This is a genomic window from Roseofilum capinflatum BLCC-M114 (genome assembly GCF_030068505.1).
In the GTDB taxonomy this organism is placed as follows: domain Bacteria; phylum Cyanobacteriota; class Cyanobacteriia; order Cyanobacteriales; family Desertifilaceae; genus Roseofilum; species Roseofilum capinflatum.
Genome location: NZ_JAQOSO010000003.1, coordinates 59,221 through 79,800, shown reverse-complemented (window position 1 = coordinate 79,800; position 20,580 = coordinate 59,221). Strand labels below are relative to the sequence as shown.

Sequence of the window (20,580 nt, the reverse complement as noted above, 5' to 3'; positions counted from 1 at the left end):
GTTAACGTTCAAAATGATAATAGGGGGACGCTATACAACTTAAAGTTCTCATCTTTGCTTAACACTGTTAACCCTTCGACAAGTGCCTGTGCAATGAGTAAGCGATCGAATGGGTCTTTGTGATGTAAGGGTAAGCTATACAATCCACACTAACAACTTGCTCTGTATCCGGTTGTGAAAGCAACGCCCTAATATCGGCTGGCAACTTTTCGGGTTGGCTATCCCACCAAATCAACGCATGGGTATGCCGTATTTTACTGGTCAATGGCACAATAATGGTATGGGGACTGGCTTTATTGGCTCGATCCATTTGCACCACGACAGCAGGTCGAACTCCTGCTTGTTCCGTACCCACAACTGGATTAAGATCGCACACCACCACATCTCCTCGCAGAATATTCACCACTGAATTTCCCCACGAGCTAAACGCTCTTCATAATCTTGTAAATTAGACAAATAATCGGAAAACCCTGATTCTGCTAAAACAGACTCTTCATCGCGATCGCCATTAGCACCCGTGGTTTCTGCTTGAATGGAATTGAGGAGTGCTTGGACTAGATACCAGCGATCGCCTATCGGTAATGCTAGGATGCGATCGCGTAATTCGGGTAATGTCATCTCTGGCGTGCCACATCAACTATTTTTAGGATAGCGCGATCGGTGAGGGGGAAGAAACCGGATTTCTAGTTACCGGTGGGGGCGGGTTTCTGGCGATCTCGCCTATCTACAACCCCAATATTGTAGATAAAGCTACGTCTAAGTCTGCTAAGTAGCGATCGCCATTGAATTTCCCCACGCGCTCAACGCTCTTCATAGTCTTGTAAATTAGACAAGTAATCCGAAAACCCTGATTCTGCTAAAACAGACTCTTCATTCTCTTATAAAAAGGCTGTAGTTTTACAGCCTTTTGTGTTCATTTATTCAGGATTTTGGTGTAATCGGCGTTGGTTTGATGACATCAAAGCTCGATTAATCGGAAAACCAGGAACAGGCATCACTTGATATTTTCGTTCCTCTTCCAATTGTTTGAGTTCCGTGTAATCAACCCAGTGGATACAGTCTACGGGACAGGTATCGATCGCCTCTTGAATCAGCTCTTCGGGATCTCCGTCTTGCCGAATCACCCGCGATCGCCCATACTCGTCTTCAATATAAAACGTATTCCGGGCCACATGGGCGCAATGTTTGCACCCAATACAAGTTACCTCATCCACATAAACCCCTTTCTGGCGCAGAACTCCCCCCAATTCGGGTTCAAATCCTGTCCATTCCGGTTCATCCCGCCATGCACCGCCTAATTCAGGCTCTAATCCATTGCGTTCTAAATCCTGATCTTCGGTTGAAAGGGGATAAAAATCATCCATTATGCACTCCAACGTTGCAGCACTAAGCGAATCGAACCATCTTCATTTTTTTGCTGTTCTGCCACTTGAAACCCTTGTTTGGCTGTCTCTTGCACCACCGTATGATAGGCGTAGCGCTGAGTAATTTTATTAATAAACCCTTGTACGGACAGATTCTGTTGCCAGAATTGCATATCCGAGACTAATTCATAGTGTTGGCCATTCCAGCTAAAGCCAATATCGTACCCATTCTCTTGTTCAATCACCACCTCAGCATCGTGGGTTTGGCCTTGATATCCACGAACAGGGCTAGGGCCGGGTTTCCAATCCATCTCTAACTCGCTTAAAGCGGTTTTTAGAGCCTCTAAATTGCGAATTTGAGTTTTAATTTGACTAAAGTGTGACATGGCAGGTTGTTTGGTGTAAAAATACAAAATACAGTGGGCAAAATCGTTACCATTGGCTAAATGTAGCCTGATTAGTAGTAACGTTCTCTTCCTGTTGCACTTGGGCAAAATACTCAGCAGTTGGTTCAACTTTCAGGACATGACCGAGTTGAGCTTCAATGGCTGCGGTCACTTCCGCACAAGACGATCCAACAATGCCAGTAACTTTTTCCATTACCCGACCATCCGGGTAAATCACGAACTCTAGGGTTTCCATGTGAGTCTGTCCCTGATAAACAAAGCCTATGATTCTTCCTTAAAGGTATGAACTGGGCTTTTAGTTGCATCATAACGACGCAAATCGTAACAAAAATTATGACACACCTGAAGTGTGTTCTCAATTATTTGTCAGTGTGACGCAAGTTTCTCAAATCGTCAAGAATCCTGAGCTATAAGGATCTTAGGGTTTACTGATGGAGATATAAATCGTTATCATTTGTAATTATTTCTCATGAGGGCGATGAGGGAAGGAATCACGCGCAATGGTTGATAATGGAGGATTAGTCGGGTTAGAACAATTAGTGTAACGATGATGAACAAGCAAAATATTGGGGTGATGCCTGTTGGTGTTTTGGGCTTTGGCGGTTTGGGACAAGCAGCCGCTAAGGTTTTGGCTCCCAAAGGGGAAATGCGATTAACGGCAGTGGCTGACCATAAGGGCTATGCGTACAACCCAGAAGGGTTAGATGGGGAGGCTTGCGCTCAGGTGTATCGAGAGTCCCATACGGTGGGATATGTCGAGCCATGGGGAACCCTGAGCGAGAATAGCATTGCTGACCTCATCCAACAGGCTTCTGGTGTAGAGGGCTATTTTCTGGCGCTTCCCAATCTCCCCAATACGTTTATGGCGGATGTGGCTCGCCAGTTTATTGCCTCCGGTTGGCAAGGGGTGCTGGTGGATGCGCTCAAACGCACCAGTGCTGTGGAACAACTGCTAGAGCTGCAAGATGAGCTGCAAAAGGCTGGAATTACCTATATGACGGGATGCGGGGCAACTCCTGGCTTGCTGACGGCGGCTGCGGCTTTGGCTGCCCAAAGTTATGCTGAAGTTCACTCGTGTAAAATTACGTTTGGGGTGGGTATTGCCAATTGGGAGGCTTATCGGGCCACTATTCGCGAAGATATTGCCCATATGCCTGGCTATGATGTGGAGAAAGCCAGAGCGATGACGGATGCGGAGGTGGAGGCACTCCTAGATAAGACGAACGGCATTCTGGCCCTAGAAAACATGGAACATGCTGATGATATTATGCTGGAATTAGCGGGAATCTGCGATCGCTCCTGCGTCTCTGTTGGCGGTGTTGTCGATACCCGCAACCCCAAAAAACCCCTCAGCACCAATGTGCAACTCACCGGACGCACCTTTGAAGGCAAACTCTCCACCCATACCTTCACTCTAGGGGATGAAACCAGCATGGCTGCCAACGTTTGCGGGCCCGCCTTTGGTTATCTCAAAGCCGGAATTTCCTTGCACCGTCGCGGTATCCACGGACTCTTTACTGCGGCTGAAGTGATGCCCCAATTTGTCCGCTAGAGGAGGATTTGTCTTCATATCAAGTCCGGGTAATCATCAAAGTACCGGGTAAGGTGGGCAGGGTCTGTTTGTCGAATTTGAATGATGTCGCTCCCTCCTCCTGCCCACCCTACGATGATTTGTCATTGCGTTTCCGCTTCGCGGACATGAAAGCGAAGCTTGCGTGAAACGTGAAGCGCGAATGCTTCCCTGCGGTCGCAATGACAACTGTTTAATCGGACTTGATATTAATTCCCAATGGGAGGAGCTAGGGGTTGGCGGGGTGTTCCTCCTCCTCCCAGGGTTTCAGGGGTATTATTCTCCACGATGGATAAAGCTCGAAAGAGTTGATTGATATCCTCATAAAAGGGCCCAGAATTTTTACCAAAGGAATAACCATAAACAGACTTAAATTCGGTTTCGGCTCTGTTTTCGATGGCGATCGCATAATTATCCCAAGCCGTATCATCAACGATATACCCGCCATAGTCCTGTAGGGCGTGAAATAGCTTTTTTCCCGGCAGGGTTTGCAGCCCTAAATCCTCTTCATTCATCTCTGGAGGAATGGCTAAGAGAGCGCCCATCACTAACTTGGGATTGGAGCCACCATATCTAATAGAAGAATCATCATTGTAGGCATAAGCATCAGAACGAACAGCCGGCCATCGATATCCCGGAGGTTCACGATAGAGATATTGATGGGCATAGACCAATAATTTTAGAACATGGGGAATGGGAGGCGCAGAAGGCAACAACTCCCCTGAGCGAATCGCCCCCCCAATACTCGATAATCCAGAACCCCCTTGACCTCCCGTAATTCCCATGCCATAGATACTTTCTTCTCTGGGGGTGGGATAGCCAAAAACGGGCCCACCTGGTTCGCAGCGAGTTAAAGGATTGAGTTGAATTAAGGTTTCTCCATCGGGAGCGAGGAAAGCAGCCGCATTATTGGGCGTTTCGTTTTCTGTGGCATCGGGAACAATTAAGTCTGCTGGCACATGAATCGTACCCAGTTGTCTGCCCCCCAACTCACATCGCCCCACCCCCCAATGTTGAGGAAAATACCACGGCACTTGAGGATCGCTCTGTTGGGTAACAATGTAATAGTTAATTTCAGGAGAAACCCATTGAGCTTGGCCCAAACCTGCTGGAGTGTATTGGGCATCGGAACCAATGGGCATGTTCCAGATACTCTCGCTCGAAAACGGTTGATGATGCTTATCGCGGAGTTGGGGAACAGAGGAGGAAGAGGTGTTGCAAGCGATGATTAGGGTAAAAATGAGGATCGATATCCAGAGCGATCGCGTTCTGTACATTGTTCTAGGGGGTCGAACTCGATTTGATCGTCAATTTATTCTACCCTCTCCTTTGTGACCAAATACTTGATTGATATAATCAAAACAAAAATTAATATAGTAATAAATAAAACTAACAATTCCTAGAAACTTAAATCCATCTTCAATTATGATTTTCGTACCATCTTTTACCCAAGCCTCTGGAAAATAAGATGTTGCTTGGTCGCATACAACGGATAATAAAAAACACGAAATAGCGATAATCAACAATAAAAAACGAGTCTTAAGAATTATTTTTCTGTTTTTCCAAGCATACCATAGCCCGAACATTAGATAAATTGCCACAACTCTCTTTTCGCTTGTATATAAATAGTTATATAAATAGCCAGGGAAGACCTCTTCATGAAGTAAGAAAAAATCATCGAAGAGGAGTAAGCAGTTGATGGCTCCAGAACCCAAGAGAAAAGACGACATCATCGCAGTCGAATGCTTGCGAGTAATCGCAAAAGTAAAGAAGCAAATTGAAGTTGAAGCACACCACATCAAGATCCCTATATTGGAAATTATCCCGATATAAAATGGAGCTTCTAAGATTGCTGACGGGTCTCGGGTTAGATAACCCGGATGAATCCAATTTTGCCACTTAAGAATTAATAGAGTTAACAGAACCATGACAAAGACAAAAATTATTGTTTTTCTCTTGGCAATGTTAGAGATAAAGCTATGGAGCTTGGGATCTGACTCTTTCTGTGAATACATTAGGGCACCTCTATTTATTCAAATTCCTGAAGGCGATCAGAACCTATCCTCGCCGTTTAAACGGCAATGAATAGAGATGCCCATTATTAGAATCATCATTTTTTAATCTTCTCTTAATGTATCATTAAACTTGGTTGCTCAGAAAAATCTTTATTTTTTGTTACATACAGCGCTTTGCGCTGTATCTGCGATCGCCCCTGGTACTGGTAATTTTTAGCGATTTAAATAAACTTTTTTTATTTCCGTAATTCCCAATTGAACAAAGTAATAAAACCAGCTCACAATACCCAATATTTTAAACCCATCCTCTAGCAATAAATTGTTCCCATTATCCAACCAGTAATCGGGGATAGGTAGAACTTCCTTATCAAAAAGAATAGATAGACCAAAGAAGATCAAGGCAAAAATAAATGAAATAGGGTCTGTAGATAAAATAACTTGGCGAAATACAGATAAATATCCTAGGATGATCAATAAATAGATAAATACAATACTTTCTTCTGGAATTTTCAGATATTGGGGAAACCCAATAGAATGAAGAACAAATAAATCATCAAATAAGAGTAAAGCAGTCAGTGCGCCTGAAGCCAGAAAAAACAACTGCAACCTCTTTTTTTCTTTCAGTTCGATCAGAAGAGCAAAACAGAACCAGCAGACAGTAGTTGCAGCGCACCAGAAGAGAATACCAATATTAGATAATGCTCCTGTATAAAATGGGTTATTTCCTACAGCAATTGGATCGAGGGTCAGATAATAAATTGGCACTCTATCTTGAATTTTAATCAAAATCAGAATTGCCAAAATGGGAAGGTATAAAAAAACTAAGACTCCTAGAGTTTTCTTGAGGTTAGAAAAAATCATAATTGGGGTTAAATACGGTAGTTATCTTAAGCTTGAGGGAAATGTTTGAATATCCAGCGTTTCATAAATCCTAGAGAAAGACGTTGAAAATACTCTGTGCCTAGACTGGGAGGGTATAAGAATAAAGATTGCAATAATTTATTTAGGGCAGGTTGGATGTCCTGGCGATTATGACTACATTGAATATAGCGTTGAGCGCAGTATTGAAAAAAAAGTGCAAGACTTTGTTTTTTCCGATGTTGGTACTGAAAAGGCGCTGCATTATAGGCTTTTTCTATGGTATAAATACCAGCTTTTTCCATTTTAGGGATATTGGATGAACTAGAGGTAGTGGACTGACGGTAAAAAATTTGGTGCTTAGGTACGACTATAAAGGGGAATTGAGCGGCTAACCGAATATAATAGTCCCAATCTTCTGAAGGGGTGCAGTTGGGATCGAATTCTCCGACTGAATCAATTGCCTGACGGGTGACTAAAGGATTAGAACCATGAAGGAGAAAATTAGAGGTTAAGAGTTGAGGATAAACATTTCCTGAAAAGTAAACCGGTTTACCCGGTAATTGTCGATCTTCTTGAGTGTCTATAAAATCAATTGTCCAACTATAAGCTACTCCGGCTTCTGGGTGTTCTTGCAATGCTTGAAGCTGGAGTTCTAGCTTGTCAGTCGTCCAGCGATCGTCTGCATCAATAAAGGCAATATACTCTCCTGTAGCGTTGGATATTCCTCGGTTCCGGGCCATAGCAACTCCAGCATTATCGTAGGATAGTACCCGAATCCTTGGATCTTGACAAGTCTCAATGGCTTGAAGGGTGTTATCGGTGGAGCCGTCATTGATAATAATGATTTCAATATCAGAAAAGGTTTGATTTAAGACCGATTTCAGGGTGGAAGCGATCGTTCTCTCTGCATTATAGGTTGGAATAATAATTGAAATTTTAGGCATAAGCCAATAGAGCTAAGATTGCTATTATATTTGTTAATTTCCTGTAAAGTCATCTACTTTTGTAAATATTTGGTTCAGCTTGAGTGTATCTGAACTTGGTAATGGAGGACTTAATAATGACGTGATGTTAGCGGATAAATGCTCGACGTTTCCTGTTCCAAATAGCACTAAGTCAATTCCAGGTTGATGGCGGGAAAAGCGATACGCTGCATCAGTAATGTTTTTAGCACCTTGTTCATGAAAAAGAAAACCTAGAGGGTTGTCTCGATCTAGATCTTCTAGCTCAGAATATCCCATGTTTTTTAATCGGAGTATGGCTTGTTTAAGATTTTCTTGATTGCTTAAGGCACGACGAACTGCAAACATTGCCAGTACCCCAATTTTTTTGTCAATCGCTTGAGGTAAAACTTGGTGTCGTGCAGATTGATTGAGGATATTGAATCCTAACATAATGGTATCCCAACAATTGTCTTGAACCGCACGCTGTAACATTTGATGACTAGGATCGTCAATAAAGGCTTCGGTAATGCCAATAAACCGGATTTTACCCGCATCACGCATCTTGAATAAAACGGGTACAAGCTCGGTCAAGATATAGTTATATTGATCGGGTTTTACACCATGAAGATTATAAATATCAATATAGTCAGAACGAAGATTATACAGACTACGATCAATACCTTTCACCAGCTCTTTGCTCGTGATTAGGCGACCTTTATCGATGAGAGTTTTTTTGGTTGATAGGATGACTTGTTCGCGCTCGATGGGTTGAATGGCTTTACCAATGATATGCTCTGTGTTGTAGGCTTCAGCAGTGTCGAAGAAATTAATGCCAAAATCGAGTGCTGTACGCACTAATTCTACGGATTCTTTTTTAGTTTTACCGGTTTTTTGACCCATTTGGCTATATCCACCACTGCCTAAACCCATAACGCTGACTTTCAGTCCAGTTCGACCCAAGGTGGTATATTCCATGGTGGTTTGGTCGATCTGGGTCAGGAGTTCTGGACTGCGCTGGGGGGGTTGACTGGTGTCAGTGAAGTCGGCGATCGCCTCTAGATATCGCTTAATGTATCTTTTTATCATTACACTCTATTTCTCTTTCTCACAGCCTGACTCAATTTCTGCTTTTTTACCTAAGAGTCTGAGTTCGCTATTTGTATAGGATTACTCTTAATGCCATCTGTTTTAATGGTCTGTAAATCTTGCAGCATTTTAGCTCTGGCGCTTTGTGTTGCTGCTTTCAATTGCGATCGCTCCACCTTCAATACCCGCACTCGGCGATCGGGGTGACGCTGTAGGTAATAATATAAATTATTTTCCAACTCAAATATTGCTCGATCAATTTGTTCTTCAACAATGGATTCAGCCATCAATAGATGCTCCTTGCATTTATCTTGACACTCCATCAGTTGAAGATGAAAATGCCCTTTTCCTGAAAGAAAACAATCAAATCGAAGAGCCTCATACTCAAAAGTACAAAATATAACAGCTACACTAACTCCCGCTTTGAGACTTTTCCAATAGACTTGTAATCCACTATTTTCCGTGATAGAGAAGTGAACAATATCTCGTCTTGTTTCTTCTCTATCCAACTGGTGGTATTGATACTGCTTTCTCAGACTGCGAGCCTGAAAATAGGATGCAATATGGGTTACTAGATGACGAATTAGAGGCATATTAAACTTCTAGTTTTTGATTGAAACTCAAGGAGTTGACTTGAAGAGCTATTGAATTCCAAGTCACTCCTTTCTCTCGATCCCGTAGCAAGCTTAAGTTGAATAGAGGTTTTGCCCTGGGTTTCTAGGGAGCTGTAACGCCCTCCAATCCATGATAGGCTTCAATAAGCCTAACAGCATAACTCTCTTCAAGCCATAGAGGAAGTAACCCGCTAACTTCTTGGGTCTGGGAATAACCAAAAAGCGATGATCTCGCACAAATTTCTCAGTATGTTTGGGAAAAACTGCATCATCTGCAAGATTCCATTTTTCACGACAATGCTCCACACTAATCTTGCACCAGCTATCGCTCCAGCGAATAAAGAAAAAGGGTAAATCAGACCATGCAAATTCAGAAGGAGAGGGAGCAACGTATGAAACCACAGCACTCGGTTCCAAATAAATCAGATGACCCGCATTGGCAACTTCCATACAGAGGTCATCCTCTTCACACATATTCATGAATTGTTCATCTAAGGGGCCAAAACTATCGAAAACTTCACGGCGAGTTAACATGCAATGAAATTCCAGGAGTTCCGTTGCCCCTGGTTTAATCTGAGACTCAAATTCTGCCAGTGGGCGAGTCATGAAAGGACGCTTTTGGATCATCGAGCGTTTACCATTTTTTTCCCTTAGTTCAATGGTTCCACCGGCTATATGAATGGTCTTAAAATCATCTCCGATCAAGGTGAGGGGGCCAACCAGCCAAGCACCCGTATTTTCAGCCGTATTAACTAAGTTTTCTAACCAGCCTGGCTTAACTAAGACATCATTATCAATAAAGACGAGATACTTGGTTTTAACTTCAGCCAATCCCAAGTTACGCGCTTGATTAGGAGCTAAAAAATGGTCAGTCCTGATCAGCTTAAATTGCTTCTCTCGTGCTTGCTGTTCAAGATAGGTTTTGTAGGGAGAAGGTGAGTTGCCATCTACATAAACCAAATTAAAGGGGAAATGAGTATTTTGATAAATGCTTTCCAGAGATTTTTGAGTGTAACTAAAACGCTCTCTAGGAACAACAACAATAGTAACTTGGGGGTTAGACATCGCTTTTCCTCAATATATTAGACAGTTCACACTCATTTATTAATCCTAAAGATAGCATATTTTTTTGCTATTTCTACAATCTTTACAAAATCTTTGCAAAGACCAGGCGTATTGAAATCCAATTGACAAAAGATGACATGAGTATATGCAGAATAAGAACGCTGACTGCGACCGACAGAATTCCATAGGGAGTTACTGTCCAAAGCACTACAGCAAATACTAGGGTGTAAAGTAGGTCGAGTTGCAACGAAATATGAGTTTTATCCACAGTATTCATTAAAGACGCAGAGGCCCATTTATAGGCTCTAGGAATAACTGAAAGACAAATAATCATTAAAATAGGAATAGCTTCCGACCACTTAGAGCCAAAGATAATGGGAACATAGAAAGGAGCAAGTATGGTTTGTAGCAATACTAACGGAATTAGAATTTTGGCCACTTTCTTCAGGCTATCAAAATATTCTTGTTTCAGGAGTTGGAGTTGATCTCGAACGGCACACAAATGAGGAAATAAAGCTGACATTAGGGCATTCACTACATTCATGGTAATTCCTGATCCAGCATTAAAAGCGAAGAAATAAATCCCTAGAGCATCTAATCCTAAAATTTTCCCCACAATTAAGTAATCCAAATTATTTTTGACTCTGATCAAGAGATCAATTCCGAGCATATTACGCCCATAGTTAATTACAGTTTTCCATTTGGCAAATGTAATAGATTTTCGAGGTCTCCAAGGGTGATTTTTCCAAGTGATTAGAATCCAGATGGGAGTGGATAAGACCAGGGATAAAACGATCGCCCACACGCCAAAGCCGAATAAGGCAAGGGTAATGGTCACTATATTACTAATTAGCGATTGTCCTGCGTAACAAAAAGCACGAATTTTTAATCGATTTTCGCGATCGATCAACGCCCCTTGAACCATGAAGAAAGGAAATAATAAATACATGGAAGATAGGGCACAAAGGGGTAAGACCAACTCTGGACTGCCGTAGAGATGGGCAATTGGAAAAGCCAGACCACATTGTAAGAGGGTTATTGAAATACAGAGTATCCAGTTAATCCAGTATGAAGTATTACAGATATCTTCAAGATCTGCTTCGTCAGCTTGAATAATTTTTGCCCCTAATCCATTTCGGAGGGTCAGTACATTAGCAAACTCAAAAACGGTATAAACGATCGCCATTAACCCATAGTCTTCTTGACTAAACATTCGTGCCAAAGTCACGGTTGTCCCTAAGCGGAAAATACGGTTAGCCAGTTCTGCCAGTCCCAACCATCCAGCATTGCGTAGAAACCGATTGGAGAGCAACTTTTTCCAGCGATCGAGGTTTAAGAGTTTTCCTACCATTCGTTTGTATAATTGAATTGACTCAGTTAATTATTTCAGAACAAAGATCTGCCGACGTAAGCTATAAACCCATTGTAAAAACGTTTGATATCGATCGGGGCCAAGGGATCGCATCAAAACGATCGCCAAACTCAAACGCCAATATTCCTTAGTCCAGATTAACTGGGGATAGTAAGTTATGGCAATTTCACGAAACTTAGCTGCTGTCTGATAATCTTTTTCTGCACTTTGTAAAGGCTTCCAAGCCAAGCACAAGTAAGCGCGACCATAACTCTTATTCTTCATATCTTGCACTTCCAGAGGAGCTGAATCAAACGCTTTTTCAATGACAATTTTATAACTCTCTTCCATGGCACTCCAATTCCGAGAAGCACTATTGGCATGTTGCCGATAGTAAACTAAAGGTTCAGGAACAACCGAAAATTGGTAGTGAGAGGCAATACGAAGCCACATATCCCAATCTTCCACAAATGACTTTAAATTTCTATCAAACAGGCCACAAGTTTCAAAACATTCTCGGCGCACCATCGCCACACTCCCGCACCCAACAATATTCTCTTCAATTAAAGTTTGCCAAACCTTCCCTTGTGCCTCACTTTTAAACACTCGCCCTGTTTTTTTTCCTTGAGCATCAATCAGCAGCACCCAAGTATAAACCAGTCCAACGTTAGGATTTTGTTCTAAACTCTGGAGCTGTTTTTCTAATTTAGTTTTTTCCCAGAGATCGTCAGCATCTAGAAAGGCAATGTATTCCCCCTGAGCGTGGGCAATTCCTGTATTTCTTGCTCCAGCTAAACCTTGATTTTCTTGGGAAACTAACTTAACCCTAGGATCTCTGACTTCAGCGACCCATTGAGGGGTATCATCGGAACTGCCATCATTGACGACAATGACTTCAAAATCTTGCCAAGTTTGTTGCAGAAGGTTTTCCAGGGTTTCGGGAAGATAAGCCATGGCATTATAAGCGGGAATAACTACCGAAATTTTAGGCATAATTTTCCTCCTGAGTTTGCGTGCCCCAATCCCAACCCGCTACAGCTAAGACGGTAAACCAGTAGAAGAAATAGGTGGTATGAGTCCAGATATTTTCAGTAATCATTCCTACGGATAAGCCAGCGAGGAGGGCGAGTAGAGTGAATGCTAAATCTTGTTGTTCGCTTTTGGGAGGTGCTGTGCGGATGAGCTGAAGTAAGCGGATAGCTTGAGCGCCAATAAAGGCGATAAAACTGGTAAATCCAATGATTCCGCCTTCGACTAGGGCGCGAACATAGTCATTGTGGGGTTCTAAGCCGTTGGTGCTGACATATTTTCCCATGCCGAGTCCAAAACCGAGCCAGGGATGATTTTGCCATTGGGTGAGTAAATAATGCCATTGAGAGAGTCGCCAGTTGAAGCTGTTACCATCGCCTTGGGAGAGGAGGATGGCTTTCCAAATGTCCATATTGGGGTTTAAGAGCGGGGTTTCGGCAATGGAACTTAAGCGTTCTTGGCCAAATTCGGTGCTGGCGAATAGTCCGAGAACTAGGGTTAGGAGTGCGATCGCCCCCAACACATTGACAGCATTCATCCGTGGCACGAGAATGCAGAATAGAAAAACTGTCAGCATCATCAAACCAAATAGCGCTTTAGTGGCCACAAAGAACATCACCACAGCCCCCAGTACCCACAACCAACGAGTCCGAAACTGAGCATGGCGTTGTTTCCAGTAGGATAAACCAATAAACAGATAGAGAAAGCTGGTAAAGGTATTCGGATGCCCCAGACTGCCGTTAATTCGCGTTCCCGTTTCAAAGGCTCCCCCCCCTTGATAGAGAAACCGCTCTGGGAGGGCGGAAGGGATCGCCAGTTGCAGGGAGGCTAAAGCCAAGGGAATAACAAGTCCCCAAAAGAGCAGCGTCATGATCTGCTGAGGAGGTACTCGTCCTTTGAGTTGCATGACTAACAGATAAACCATCAGCCAGGCAAACAGGCGTATCCATTCCCGTAAGGCGGAGGATAGATAAGAGCCATCTAAGCCTAATCCTCCAAGGGGCAGCAAGATGACCCAGAGGGCTTGGAAGCCTAACCAGAGGGCGAGAAACCACCATAACCCATCCGTTTTAACCGGTTGATGGGTGAGCAGTTGCACCAGGACATAGAGGAGGGTAAGGAGAATGATTCCCAGACCAAAGGCAGCCGGGAGACTGAAGTCGGAAAAGATATCTAGAGAAGTTCGGATAATGAGTAAGCCAATGACGGTGGTTTCAAAGTAGGTGAAGAAACAGAGGACACTCATGCCGGCAATGAAAGCCATGGCTAAGAGTTTTGGCTTGAGTCCAACCAGCAAACCGGCGATTAAACCCATAAACAGGGTCGCGAGAGATAGGAGTCCCAGGGAAGTAATTTTACTTACTTTCAAATCAGCCACGATCGCCTCCTTGACCTTTCTTGGCCGGTTGTACTTGCCCTGAGCGCAGCCGAAGGGAGGATTTCACTGCGGGCAATTTTCCCTGCACGGGATACCGATAATAGGCTCTTGTATAAGCCGTCATGCCATTGACAGCGACTCCCATCACCTTTACGCCGTTACTTTTCAAGTCGGATACGGCTCGGATAAGGATATCTTTGGGGGTGACATTGGGGCGAGTAATGAGCAACAAACCATTGCTATCGCGACTGAGGGTATGGGCATCGCCAGAACTGCTGATGGGGGGCGTATCGATAATGACCAAATCGTAGGTTTGGGCGGCTTCTGCGAGTAAAGTGTGTAGCCTGGCAGACTCTAGGAGCTTGGAGGGGTGAGGGGTGAGTTCTCCACAAGGTAATAGGTGTAGATTGTCGATTTCTGTGGCTTGTACGGATTGGGATAAGGGGCGATCGCCATTTAAGCATTCTGTCAGACCCGGTTGTGCCTCCCGTTGCCAGATCCGGTGTTGTCGAGGACACCGCAGATCAGCATCGATAATCAGAGTACGGCGACCTAGGAGAGCGGAGACGGCGGCTAAATGGGCGGCGATCGTTGATTTGCCTTCCGAGGCGATCGCGCTGCTAATCACCACCCTTTTCAGGGGGTCTGCACTACGAAACTCCAAAGTTTTCAACAATAAACGATAGGGTTCCACAAACCGGCCATTATCCAGAAAAGCTTCAGGAGGCGTTAACTTCAGCACCGGAGCCGTCAAGTTCGGCAATACACCCAGCAGGGGCAACTTCAGCAACTCTTCAATTTCCCCATCATCATGGAGCGTATTATCAATAATTTCCAACAGCACCACTAAACCTACCGCCAGCATCAGTCCAAATGCTGTGGCTAAAACCAAAATTACCTTGGCGCTCGGTGTTTCGTCTCCACTGCCCTCTTCTGCCAGTTCAATAATCCGAATATTGCCTAACAGTTGGTTTTCTGCTAACCTGGCTTCTTCGAGCTTCCCTTGCAGAAATCTCAATGTTTCCTCTGCCTCTTCTCGTTGGCGCACTAAAGCCATTAGAGGTTGTTGTTTTAGGGGCAACTCATCCAGACGAGCTAATAAATTTTGCCGTTCTCCACGCAAGGCTCTAATTCGGTCTGCCAGTGCCACACTTTGGGACTGAGCGGTAATCAAGTCAGCAATTAAATTCTCACTCAGTTCATCAGAAGTAATCGCTTCACGGGGCAAAGTTTCACCCGGAGGAACCACTTCAGCAAGTTTCTGTTGATAGAGTTCAACCAGAGCCTGGCGCTGGGCAGCTAAAGACTGGACAATCGGATTTTCATCGGTAAAGCGCGATCGCGCAGCAGCTAATTCCCCCTCCACTCCTGCTAATTGGTTTCTAATCTCTTCTATCTCTTGGTCTCCACCCACCCGACTGCCAATATAAGCATTTTTCGGATTATCAATTCCCGTCAGTTGGCGCAGTTGTTCCACTTGAGTAATTCTCTCTTGATACTCAGCAACCAGCGTCCTCTCCTGCGCTTCCAAATCCCCTAAACTTCCTACTAACTGAGCCGTTTGTTCTTCCACATTGACCAAGCCACTCACCCTACGGTAGTCATTTTCGGCTCTTTCAGCCGCTTCTGTAATTTGCCTTTGTCTGGGCACTTCCTGCTCCAGAAATTCTCGTACAGCCTTAGCTTCTAGGCGAATTTCCCTGGCACTTTCATCTACCATGGTTTGGGCAATAGAATTTAGCACTTCTACCGCTAAGGCTTCCGATTCATTCTGATAACTCAGCTCTAGAATATTCGTTGCTGGAATAATCGCTACATTTAAGTATTTACGCACTTGTTTTAATGTCGGAGGGACTCCCAGAGGATCGAGGGTATCCAAGTTCACGCGAGCGATCGCTTGTTGAATCACTCGTTGGGACTTGATTAACTCTGATTGCGTAGCTAACGGACTTGATTCCCCCGCTCGATAGCTCGATACTTCACTCAAACCTCGACTTAACTCCGATATCCCAAGCTGTCGGTCATTGAGAATTAATTGGGCCTTGACTTCATATTTGGGAGCTGTCAGCAGTAGATAAACCACTCCCCCCGCAATGGTCGAAGCCAAGGCCAGGATTGCGACCCAACCTCGCCGATGCCAAACTGAATGTAGAGAGGGTAAAGTGCGTTCCATATCTGTTATTTGGGGTCAATTCTGCGAGGAATTTTCAAGGGATTCCGTTGCCATAACCTTTGTTGAAAGCTCTCAACCATTGGCCGACTAGTGACCACTCTGTTATAGAGCTTCAGTTTTTCATAAGTAATATTTTGCCAATTGTAATGGGTTTTGATGTACGTTTGGGCAATTTTAGCAACGTTCTGGATCTGTTCGGGATGGGATATGGCGTATTCTAATTTCTGGGCACACTCCTGAATGTCTCCTACTGGAAACAAGAGTCCCCGCTCCTCGTTTCCACCCACAAGCTGTTCATGAGCTTCAATATCACTGGCCAGAACAGGAATCCCTTCTTGCATCGCTTCGAGCATCACCAGAGGTAACCCTTCTAGATCCGAGGGCAGCACAAATAAACTCGCCCCCCTTACCAAATCCGCTAATTGTTGTCCCCTCACTTCACCCGTAAACACAATATTGGGATTATGACCCGCCAGTTTCTCTAGATGCTGAGTATATTCTGCGGTATGACACCCTCCGCCTGCAATCACTAATCTCCAGGGGGGATGTTGGAGAGATAAGTATGCTTTAATTAGCAGATCGGGGCGCTTTTCTGGAACCAACCGCCCTAGAAACAGAATATATCTATGGGTATCTAATTTCAGGGAGGTTAGATAGGTACTGTGAGGATCGGATGCTAAATAGGTGGCTGGGGCATTGGGAATATAGGGAGTAATAATCCCATAGGTAGCTTTGAAATAGTCTTGCAGAGCTTGAGAAACCACGGTGATTTCATCAGCGTAGCATACAGCCATCTTTTCTCCGAGATGAATTAATCGGCTAGAGAAGGCTCCCCATTTCGATCGCTGCCAATCTAAACCATGACAAGTGACGATGACTGTAGTTGACCCCATCAGTTTTGGTAACCAACAGAACAAAGCCGGCCCCAGGGCATGGATATGAACTAAATCGTAGGGACGTAAGAACGTGGCGATCGCCCCCAATGCCGAATTAAAGACCGCATCGACTCCCCGAAGAGCGATCGAGGGCAAAGAAATCACATTTACCCCCTTCACTTTCGTCGATGAAAACCAAGGAGCCTCTGTATAGCTTGACCGAGCAAATAAATCTACGCGATGCCCTTCTGACACCATTCTTGGGTAGAGTTCTTGGCAATAATGCTCTATGCCCCCCTGTTTTGCGGGTAGTCCCTTTGCACCGATGACTGCAATCCTCATTATTTAGTCCCTAAACAAACATGATTATGTGCATAAATACTGATTTTTCCTATAGATACATTAACGATCAAATGATAGGTTCGCTTGATTAAGTTGAGTCCAGATTTATCTGAATCATTTCGACAATAAAACATTTTTTCTCAAAAATCAATCGTTTTGTCACACTTTCTTACTTGTTATCCATCGTTGTTTCATTTCTTCATAAACACGATTAACAACAATTTCCGCATCATAGAGTTGTACTGCTTGCACGCACTTTAAGGGAGAATACTGATCTGGATCTTTGAGAATCATTCTTAATGCTTCAGCGATCGCCTCCGGCGATCGAGTAGCAGAAACTTCACCACTTCCAGGAATTAAAATTCTCGGCGTTTCTCCACAAGCCGTACTAACCACAGGAATTCCACAAGAAAGCGCCTCTAAAACCACAATTGGTAATCCTTCATAGACACTGGTTAAAATACATGCAGAACTTAATTGATGGTATTTAACCAACTGTTCTTGAGGTACAGCCCCTAAAAGGGTAATTTTTGTGGACAGATCTAACCGTTTAATTTCAGACTCTAGTTCGGGTCTTAATTCTCCTTCCCCAGCAACCAATAGGTGGATATTAGCTTCTTTAAGTATTCCTACAGTTTGAACAAGTAACAAAGGATCTTTTTGAGGATGAAGACGACCCGCAAACAAGATAAAACGGGTATCTGGCGAAAGATTCATCTTCTCTGCCAGATCTTTTCTCTTTTCCTTTTTTTCTGCAACTTCCAGAGGATAAAAACGCTCCAGATCCACTGGATTTCTTATCCCCTGCACCCTAGACGATAAATCAGGATAGCGTTCTTGGTAAAAATTCGTAGATTCCGTATTACAAGAATAAAGCCGATCCAACCCTTGCATCAACCGATTTTCCAGTACAAAATAGGCCCCAGGGAAATATTGCCACAATAAAGCCTTCTTCCCAGTTGTAGACTTCATTTGTTGTTGAATATCATTATGAATAAATAAAGCTTTCTCCCCCTGCCATTTCCCCGCAACTAACGTTGGCTCAATCCGATGGAAGTGCATAAAATCAGAACTAAAATCCTTTCCCATCAGCGCTTGCGTATATTTTAAGGTCGTGGGAATCCAGCGCCTGACATTATCCTCTTCCAGGGGAATAACCGGCATAAACTGCAACGCTCGTCCAGCAAATTCTCTATCCTGCCATTTCCCCAACGCACCGGCATCTTCTCCTGTCCCCACCAACCGCACTTCAAACTCTGGAGGCGCATATTTAATAAAATTACAGATCACACTTTGAATTCCACCAATACTACTTTTCCAGGGATTAAATTGATAAAAAATAGTTACCGTTAGTTTGTTGTTCATATTCTGATACTCATAGTCCTTCCAAATCATAATAATCCCAATTCGTAGGGTGGGCAATGCCCACCTTACCCACCGATCTTTCCCTGCATCAAAACCTCATCATAAATGTCCGCCATTGTCAAGGTTAAATCAACTGAATTCAACTCTAAACTATCATCTATCTCCAACATTTCCAGCGACCAATTTCCGTCCGTCTTCCGTCGATACACTTCCACCTTCATTTCGGTTTGAGACACCAGAACATATTCCTGCAAACTGGGCAAACTTTGATAATTTAACCGTTTTTCTCGCCGATCTAAACTTTCAGTCGAAGAGGAAAGCACCTCCACAATTAAACAAGGAGAAGTTTTATAATATTTTTCCCGATCTTCAGGCTCGCAAGTCACCATAACATCGGGATAATAAAACAGATCCGCCGTATCGCGAGCAATGGGCATATTCACTTTCATATCAGACATGAAAGTTTTACAACCACTCCCTCGTAAATGAATCAGTAAACGAGTATAGATATTACCAGCAATACGATTATGTTCTTCGCTCCCCCCAGACATGGCGAATATTTGCCCGCCAATATATTCATGACGAATGGGGCTGATTTTTTCCCCTTCAAGATAGTCGAGTACAGAAATAAATGCTGTAGAAAGTTTCATGAGGATACCCTATTTTGCTAGACCTTTTATCATTCTATTGGTAAGGTGGCATTGCCCCCCTACTCGTCCATATCTCACTCGGTCAAAACCTCATCATAAATGTCCGCCATTGTCAAGGTTAAATCAACTGAATTCAACTCTAAACTATCATCTATCTCCAACATTTCCAGCGACCAATTTCCGTCCGTCTTCCGTCGATACACTTCCACCTTCATTTCGGTTTGAGACACCAGAACATATTCCTGCAAACTGGGCAAACTTTGATAATTTAACCGTTTTTCTCGCCGATCTAAACTTTCAGTCGAAGAGGAAAGCACCTCCACAATTAAACAAGGAGAAGTTTTATAATATTTTTCCCGATCTTCAGGCTCGCAAGTCACCATAACATCGGGATAATAAAACAGATCCGCCGTATCGCGAGCAATGGGCATATTCACTTTCATATCAGACATGAAAGTTTTACAACCACTCCCTCGTAAATGAATCAGTAAACGAGTATAGATATTACCAGCAATACGATTATGTTCTTCGCTCCCCCCAGACATGGCGAATATTTGCCCGCCAATATATTCATGACGAATGGGGCTGATTTTTTCCCCTTCAAGATAGTCGAGTACAGAAATAAATGCTGTAGAAAGTTTCATGAGGATACCCTATTTTGCCAAACCTTTTATCATTCTATTGGTAAGGTGGGCAATGCCCACCCTACCTTTTAGGTTAGCATATCGGGATCTAATCCCTATCCAGGATTTGAGTTTACATTACCTTTTGACGCTCTAAATAAAGGGTTTTAATTTCTGTAATTCCCAATTGAAAAAAGTAGTAAAACCAGCTTACAATTCCGAGTATTTTAAATCCATCTTCCAGTAACAAGTTGTTGCCATTATCCAACCAATGATCGGGGACAGGAATAACTTGCCGATCGAACAGAATAGATAAGACAAAAAAGATGAACGCAAAAACAAATGATTTTTTTTCTGTCGATGCAATTAGTCTATAAAAGCTGGTTAAGTACGCGATCAGGATACATGAGTAAATCAAAAAAACTATTTTTTGTGGAATCCCTAGATGGAAGGGGAATCCCAGGGTGTGGAGAATAAATAAGTCATCCAATAACAGCACAGCAGTTACTGCACCTGAAGCTAGAAAAAAAACTTGCAATTTCTGTTTTGCTCTCAATTCAAGTAAAACTGCAAAAGAGAACCAGCAGACCGTGGTTGCAGCGCACCAGAACAGAACTCCAATATTGGATAAAGTTCCTGCATAAAAATACAAGTTTTCATTATATAACTTGAATTGTTCATGACACACAGCAAGGGGATCAAGAGTGAGATAATAGATGGGGACTTGATCTTGAACTTTAATGAACACCAGAATTGCCAAGATGGGCAGATAGAGGACGATAAAGACTCCTAGGGTTTTCTTGAGGTGGGAAATATTCATTGTTTTACCCTTTATGGTTATTTTGAATAGCGATGAAACAGAATAGTA

23 protein-coding genes are annotated in these 20,580 nt (G+C 43.3%); 1 reads left to right on the top strand and 22 read right to left on the bottom strand.

What is annotated here, in order from left to right; translation table 11 throughout:
• Window positions 1-8: 8 nt before the first annotated feature.
• The 6 genes from PMG25_RS24360 to PMG25_RS01160 all read right to left on the bottom strand — a co-directional run bounded on the left by PMG25_RS24360 (window position 9) and on the right by PMG25_RS01160 (window position 2,006).
• Complete coding sequence (locus tag PMG25_RS24360) at window positions 9-95, bottom strand: hypothetical protein (protein ID WP_347178709.1); 87 nt, start codon at window positions 93-95, stop codon at window positions 9-11.
• Window positions 68-406 (bottom strand): type II toxin-antitoxin system PemK/MazF family toxin, encoded by a 339-nt coding sequence (locus tag PMG25_RS01180; RefSeq protein ID WP_347178707.1) that lies wholly within the window; start codon window positions 404-406, stop codon window positions 68-70. The genes PMG25_RS24360 and PMG25_RS01180 overlap by 28 nt, the downstream gene beginning before the upstream one ends.
• Complete coding sequence (locus tag PMG25_RS01175; protein ID WP_283765084.1) at window positions 400-618, bottom strand: hypothetical protein; 219 nt, start codon at window positions 616-618, stop codon at window positions 400-402. The genes PMG25_RS01180 and PMG25_RS01175 overlap by 7 nt, the downstream gene beginning before the upstream one ends.
• A 299-nt stretch (window positions 619-917) precedes the next feature.
• On the bottom strand, window positions 918-1,364 hold the full coding sequence (locus PMG25_RS01170; protein WP_283765083.1) for a ferredoxin: 447 nt from the start codon (window positions 1,362-1,364) through the stop codon (window positions 918-920).
• Window positions 1,364-1,750: a DUF1257 domain-containing protein gene (locus PMG25_RS01165; RefSeq protein WP_283765082.1), complete on the bottom strand. Its 387-nt coding sequence runs from the start codon at window positions 1,748-1,750 to the stop codon at window positions 1,364-1,366. Before PMG25_RS01165 ends, PMG25_RS01170 begins: the two co-directional genes overlap by 1 nt.
• 46 nt (window positions 1,751-1,796) lie before the next feature.
• Window positions 1,797-2,006, bottom strand: coding sequence for a DUF2997 domain-containing protein (locus PMG25_RS01160; RefSeq protein ID WP_283765081.1), 210 nt, complete (start codon window positions 2,004-2,006; stop codon window positions 1,797-1,799).
• Window positions 2,007-2,318: 312 nt separating this feature from the next.
• On the opposite strand from PMG25_RS01160, the gene bioU reads away from it, so the two are divergent.
• Window positions 2,319-3,323 carry a (S)-8-amino-7-oxononanoate synthase BioU gene (gene bioU, locus PMG25_RS01155; protein ID WP_283765080.1) on the top strand — a complete coding sequence of 335 codons (1,005 nt, stop codon included), beginning with the start codon at window positions 2,319-2,321 and terminating at the stop codon, window positions 3,321-3,323.
• Between the two features lie 227 nt (window positions 3,324-3,550).
• Here the strand turns inward: bioU and PMG25_RS01150 are convergent, their stop codons facing one another.
• The 16 genes from PMG25_RS01150 to PMG25_RS01075 form a co-directional block, all read right to left on the bottom strand.
• On the bottom strand, window positions 3,551-4,618 hold the full coding sequence (locus PMG25_RS01150; protein WP_283765079.1) for a hypothetical protein: 1,068 nt from the start codon (window positions 4,616-4,618) through the stop codon (window positions 3,551-3,553).
• Between the two features lie 30 nt (window positions 4,619-4,648).
• Window positions 4,649-5,356 carry a hypothetical protein gene (locus tag PMG25_RS01145; protein ID WP_283765078.1) on the bottom strand — a complete coding sequence of 236 codons (708 nt, stop codon included), beginning with the start codon at window positions 5,354-5,356 and terminating at the stop codon, window positions 4,649-4,651.
• 213 nt (window positions 5,357-5,569) lie between these two features.
• Window positions 5,570-6,157, bottom strand: a complete 588-nt coding sequence (locus tag PMG25_RS01140) for a hypothetical protein (protein ID WP_283765077.1) — start codon at window positions 6,155-6,157, stop codon at window positions 5,570-5,572.
• Between the two features lie 86 nt (window positions 6,158-6,243).
• A complete protein-coding gene (locus tag PMG25_RS01135) occupies window positions 6,244-7,161 on the bottom strand; it encodes a glycosyltransferase family 2 protein (RefSeq protein ID WP_283765076.1) in 918 nt (305 codons plus the stop codon).
• 33 nt (window positions 7,162-7,194) lie between these two features.
• Window positions 7,195-8,247, bottom strand: a complete 1,053-nt coding sequence (locus PMG25_RS01130; protein WP_283765075.1) for an aldo/keto reductase — start codon at window positions 8,245-8,247, stop codon at window positions 7,195-7,197.
• Between the two features lie 50 nt (window positions 8,248-8,297).
• Complete coding sequence (locus tag PMG25_RS01125; protein ID WP_283765074.1) at window positions 8,298-8,840, bottom strand: hypothetical protein; 543 nt, start codon at window positions 8,838-8,840, stop codon at window positions 8,298-8,300.
• A gap of 93 nt (window positions 8,841-8,933) precedes the next feature.
• Window positions 8,934-9,926 carry a glycosyltransferase family 2 protein gene (locus PMG25_RS01120; protein ID WP_283765073.1) on the bottom strand — a complete coding sequence of 331 codons (993 nt, stop codon included), beginning with the start codon at window positions 9,924-9,926 and terminating at the stop codon, window positions 8,934-8,936.
• 82 nt (window positions 9,927-10,008) lie between these two features.
• Window positions 10,009-11,277, bottom strand: a complete 1,269-nt coding sequence (locus tag PMG25_RS01115; RefSeq protein ID WP_283765072.1) for a lipopolysaccharide biosynthesis protein — start codon at window positions 11,275-11,277, stop codon at window positions 10,009-10,011.
• Between the two features lie 30 nt (window positions 11,278-11,307).
• Complete coding sequence (locus PMG25_RS01110; protein ID WP_283765071.1) at window positions 11,308-12,270, bottom strand: glycosyltransferase family 2 protein; 963 nt, start codon at window positions 12,268-12,270, stop codon at window positions 11,308-11,310.
• Window positions 12,263-13,684 carry an O-antigen ligase family protein gene (locus PMG25_RS01105; RefSeq protein WP_283765070.1) on the bottom strand — a complete coding sequence of 474 codons (1,422 nt, stop codon included), beginning with the start codon at window positions 13,682-13,684 and terminating at the stop codon, window positions 12,263-12,265. Before PMG25_RS01105 ends, PMG25_RS01110 begins: the two co-directional genes overlap by 8 nt.
• Window positions 13,677-15,857, bottom strand: a complete 2,181-nt coding sequence (locus PMG25_RS01100) for a GumC family protein (protein ID WP_283765069.1) — start codon at window positions 15,855-15,857, stop codon at window positions 13,677-13,679. Before PMG25_RS01100 ends, PMG25_RS01105 begins: the two co-directional genes overlap by 8 nt.
• 5 nt (window positions 15,858-15,862) lie before the next feature.
• A complete protein-coding gene (locus PMG25_RS01095) occupies window positions 15,863-17,074 on the bottom strand; it encodes a glycosyltransferase family 4 protein (protein WP_283765068.1) in 1,212 nt (403 codons plus the stop codon).
• Between the two features lie 159 nt (window positions 17,075-17,233).
• Window positions 17,234-18,439, bottom strand: a complete 1,206-nt coding sequence (locus PMG25_RS01090) for a glycosyltransferase family 4 protein (protein WP_283765067.1) — start codon at window positions 18,437-18,439, stop codon at window positions 17,234-17,236.
• A gap of 65 nt (window positions 18,440-18,504) precedes the next feature.
• Window positions 18,505-19,089, bottom strand: coding sequence for a Uma2 family endonuclease (locus tag PMG25_RS01085; RefSeq protein WP_283765066.1), 585 nt, complete (start codon window positions 19,087-19,089; stop codon window positions 18,505-18,507).
• 74 nt (window positions 19,090-19,163) lie between these two features.
• Window positions 19,164-19,733, bottom strand: coding sequence for a Uma2 family endonuclease (locus tag PMG25_RS01080; protein ID WP_283765065.1), 570 nt, complete (start codon window positions 19,731-19,733; stop codon window positions 19,164-19,166).
• A 112-nt stretch (window positions 19,734-19,845) separates the two neighbouring features.
• Complete coding sequence (locus tag PMG25_RS01075) at window positions 19,846-20,532, bottom strand: hypothetical protein (RefSeq protein WP_283765064.1); 687 nt, start codon at window positions 20,530-20,532, stop codon at window positions 19,846-19,848.
• Window positions 20,533-20,580: the final 48 nt, after the last annotated feature.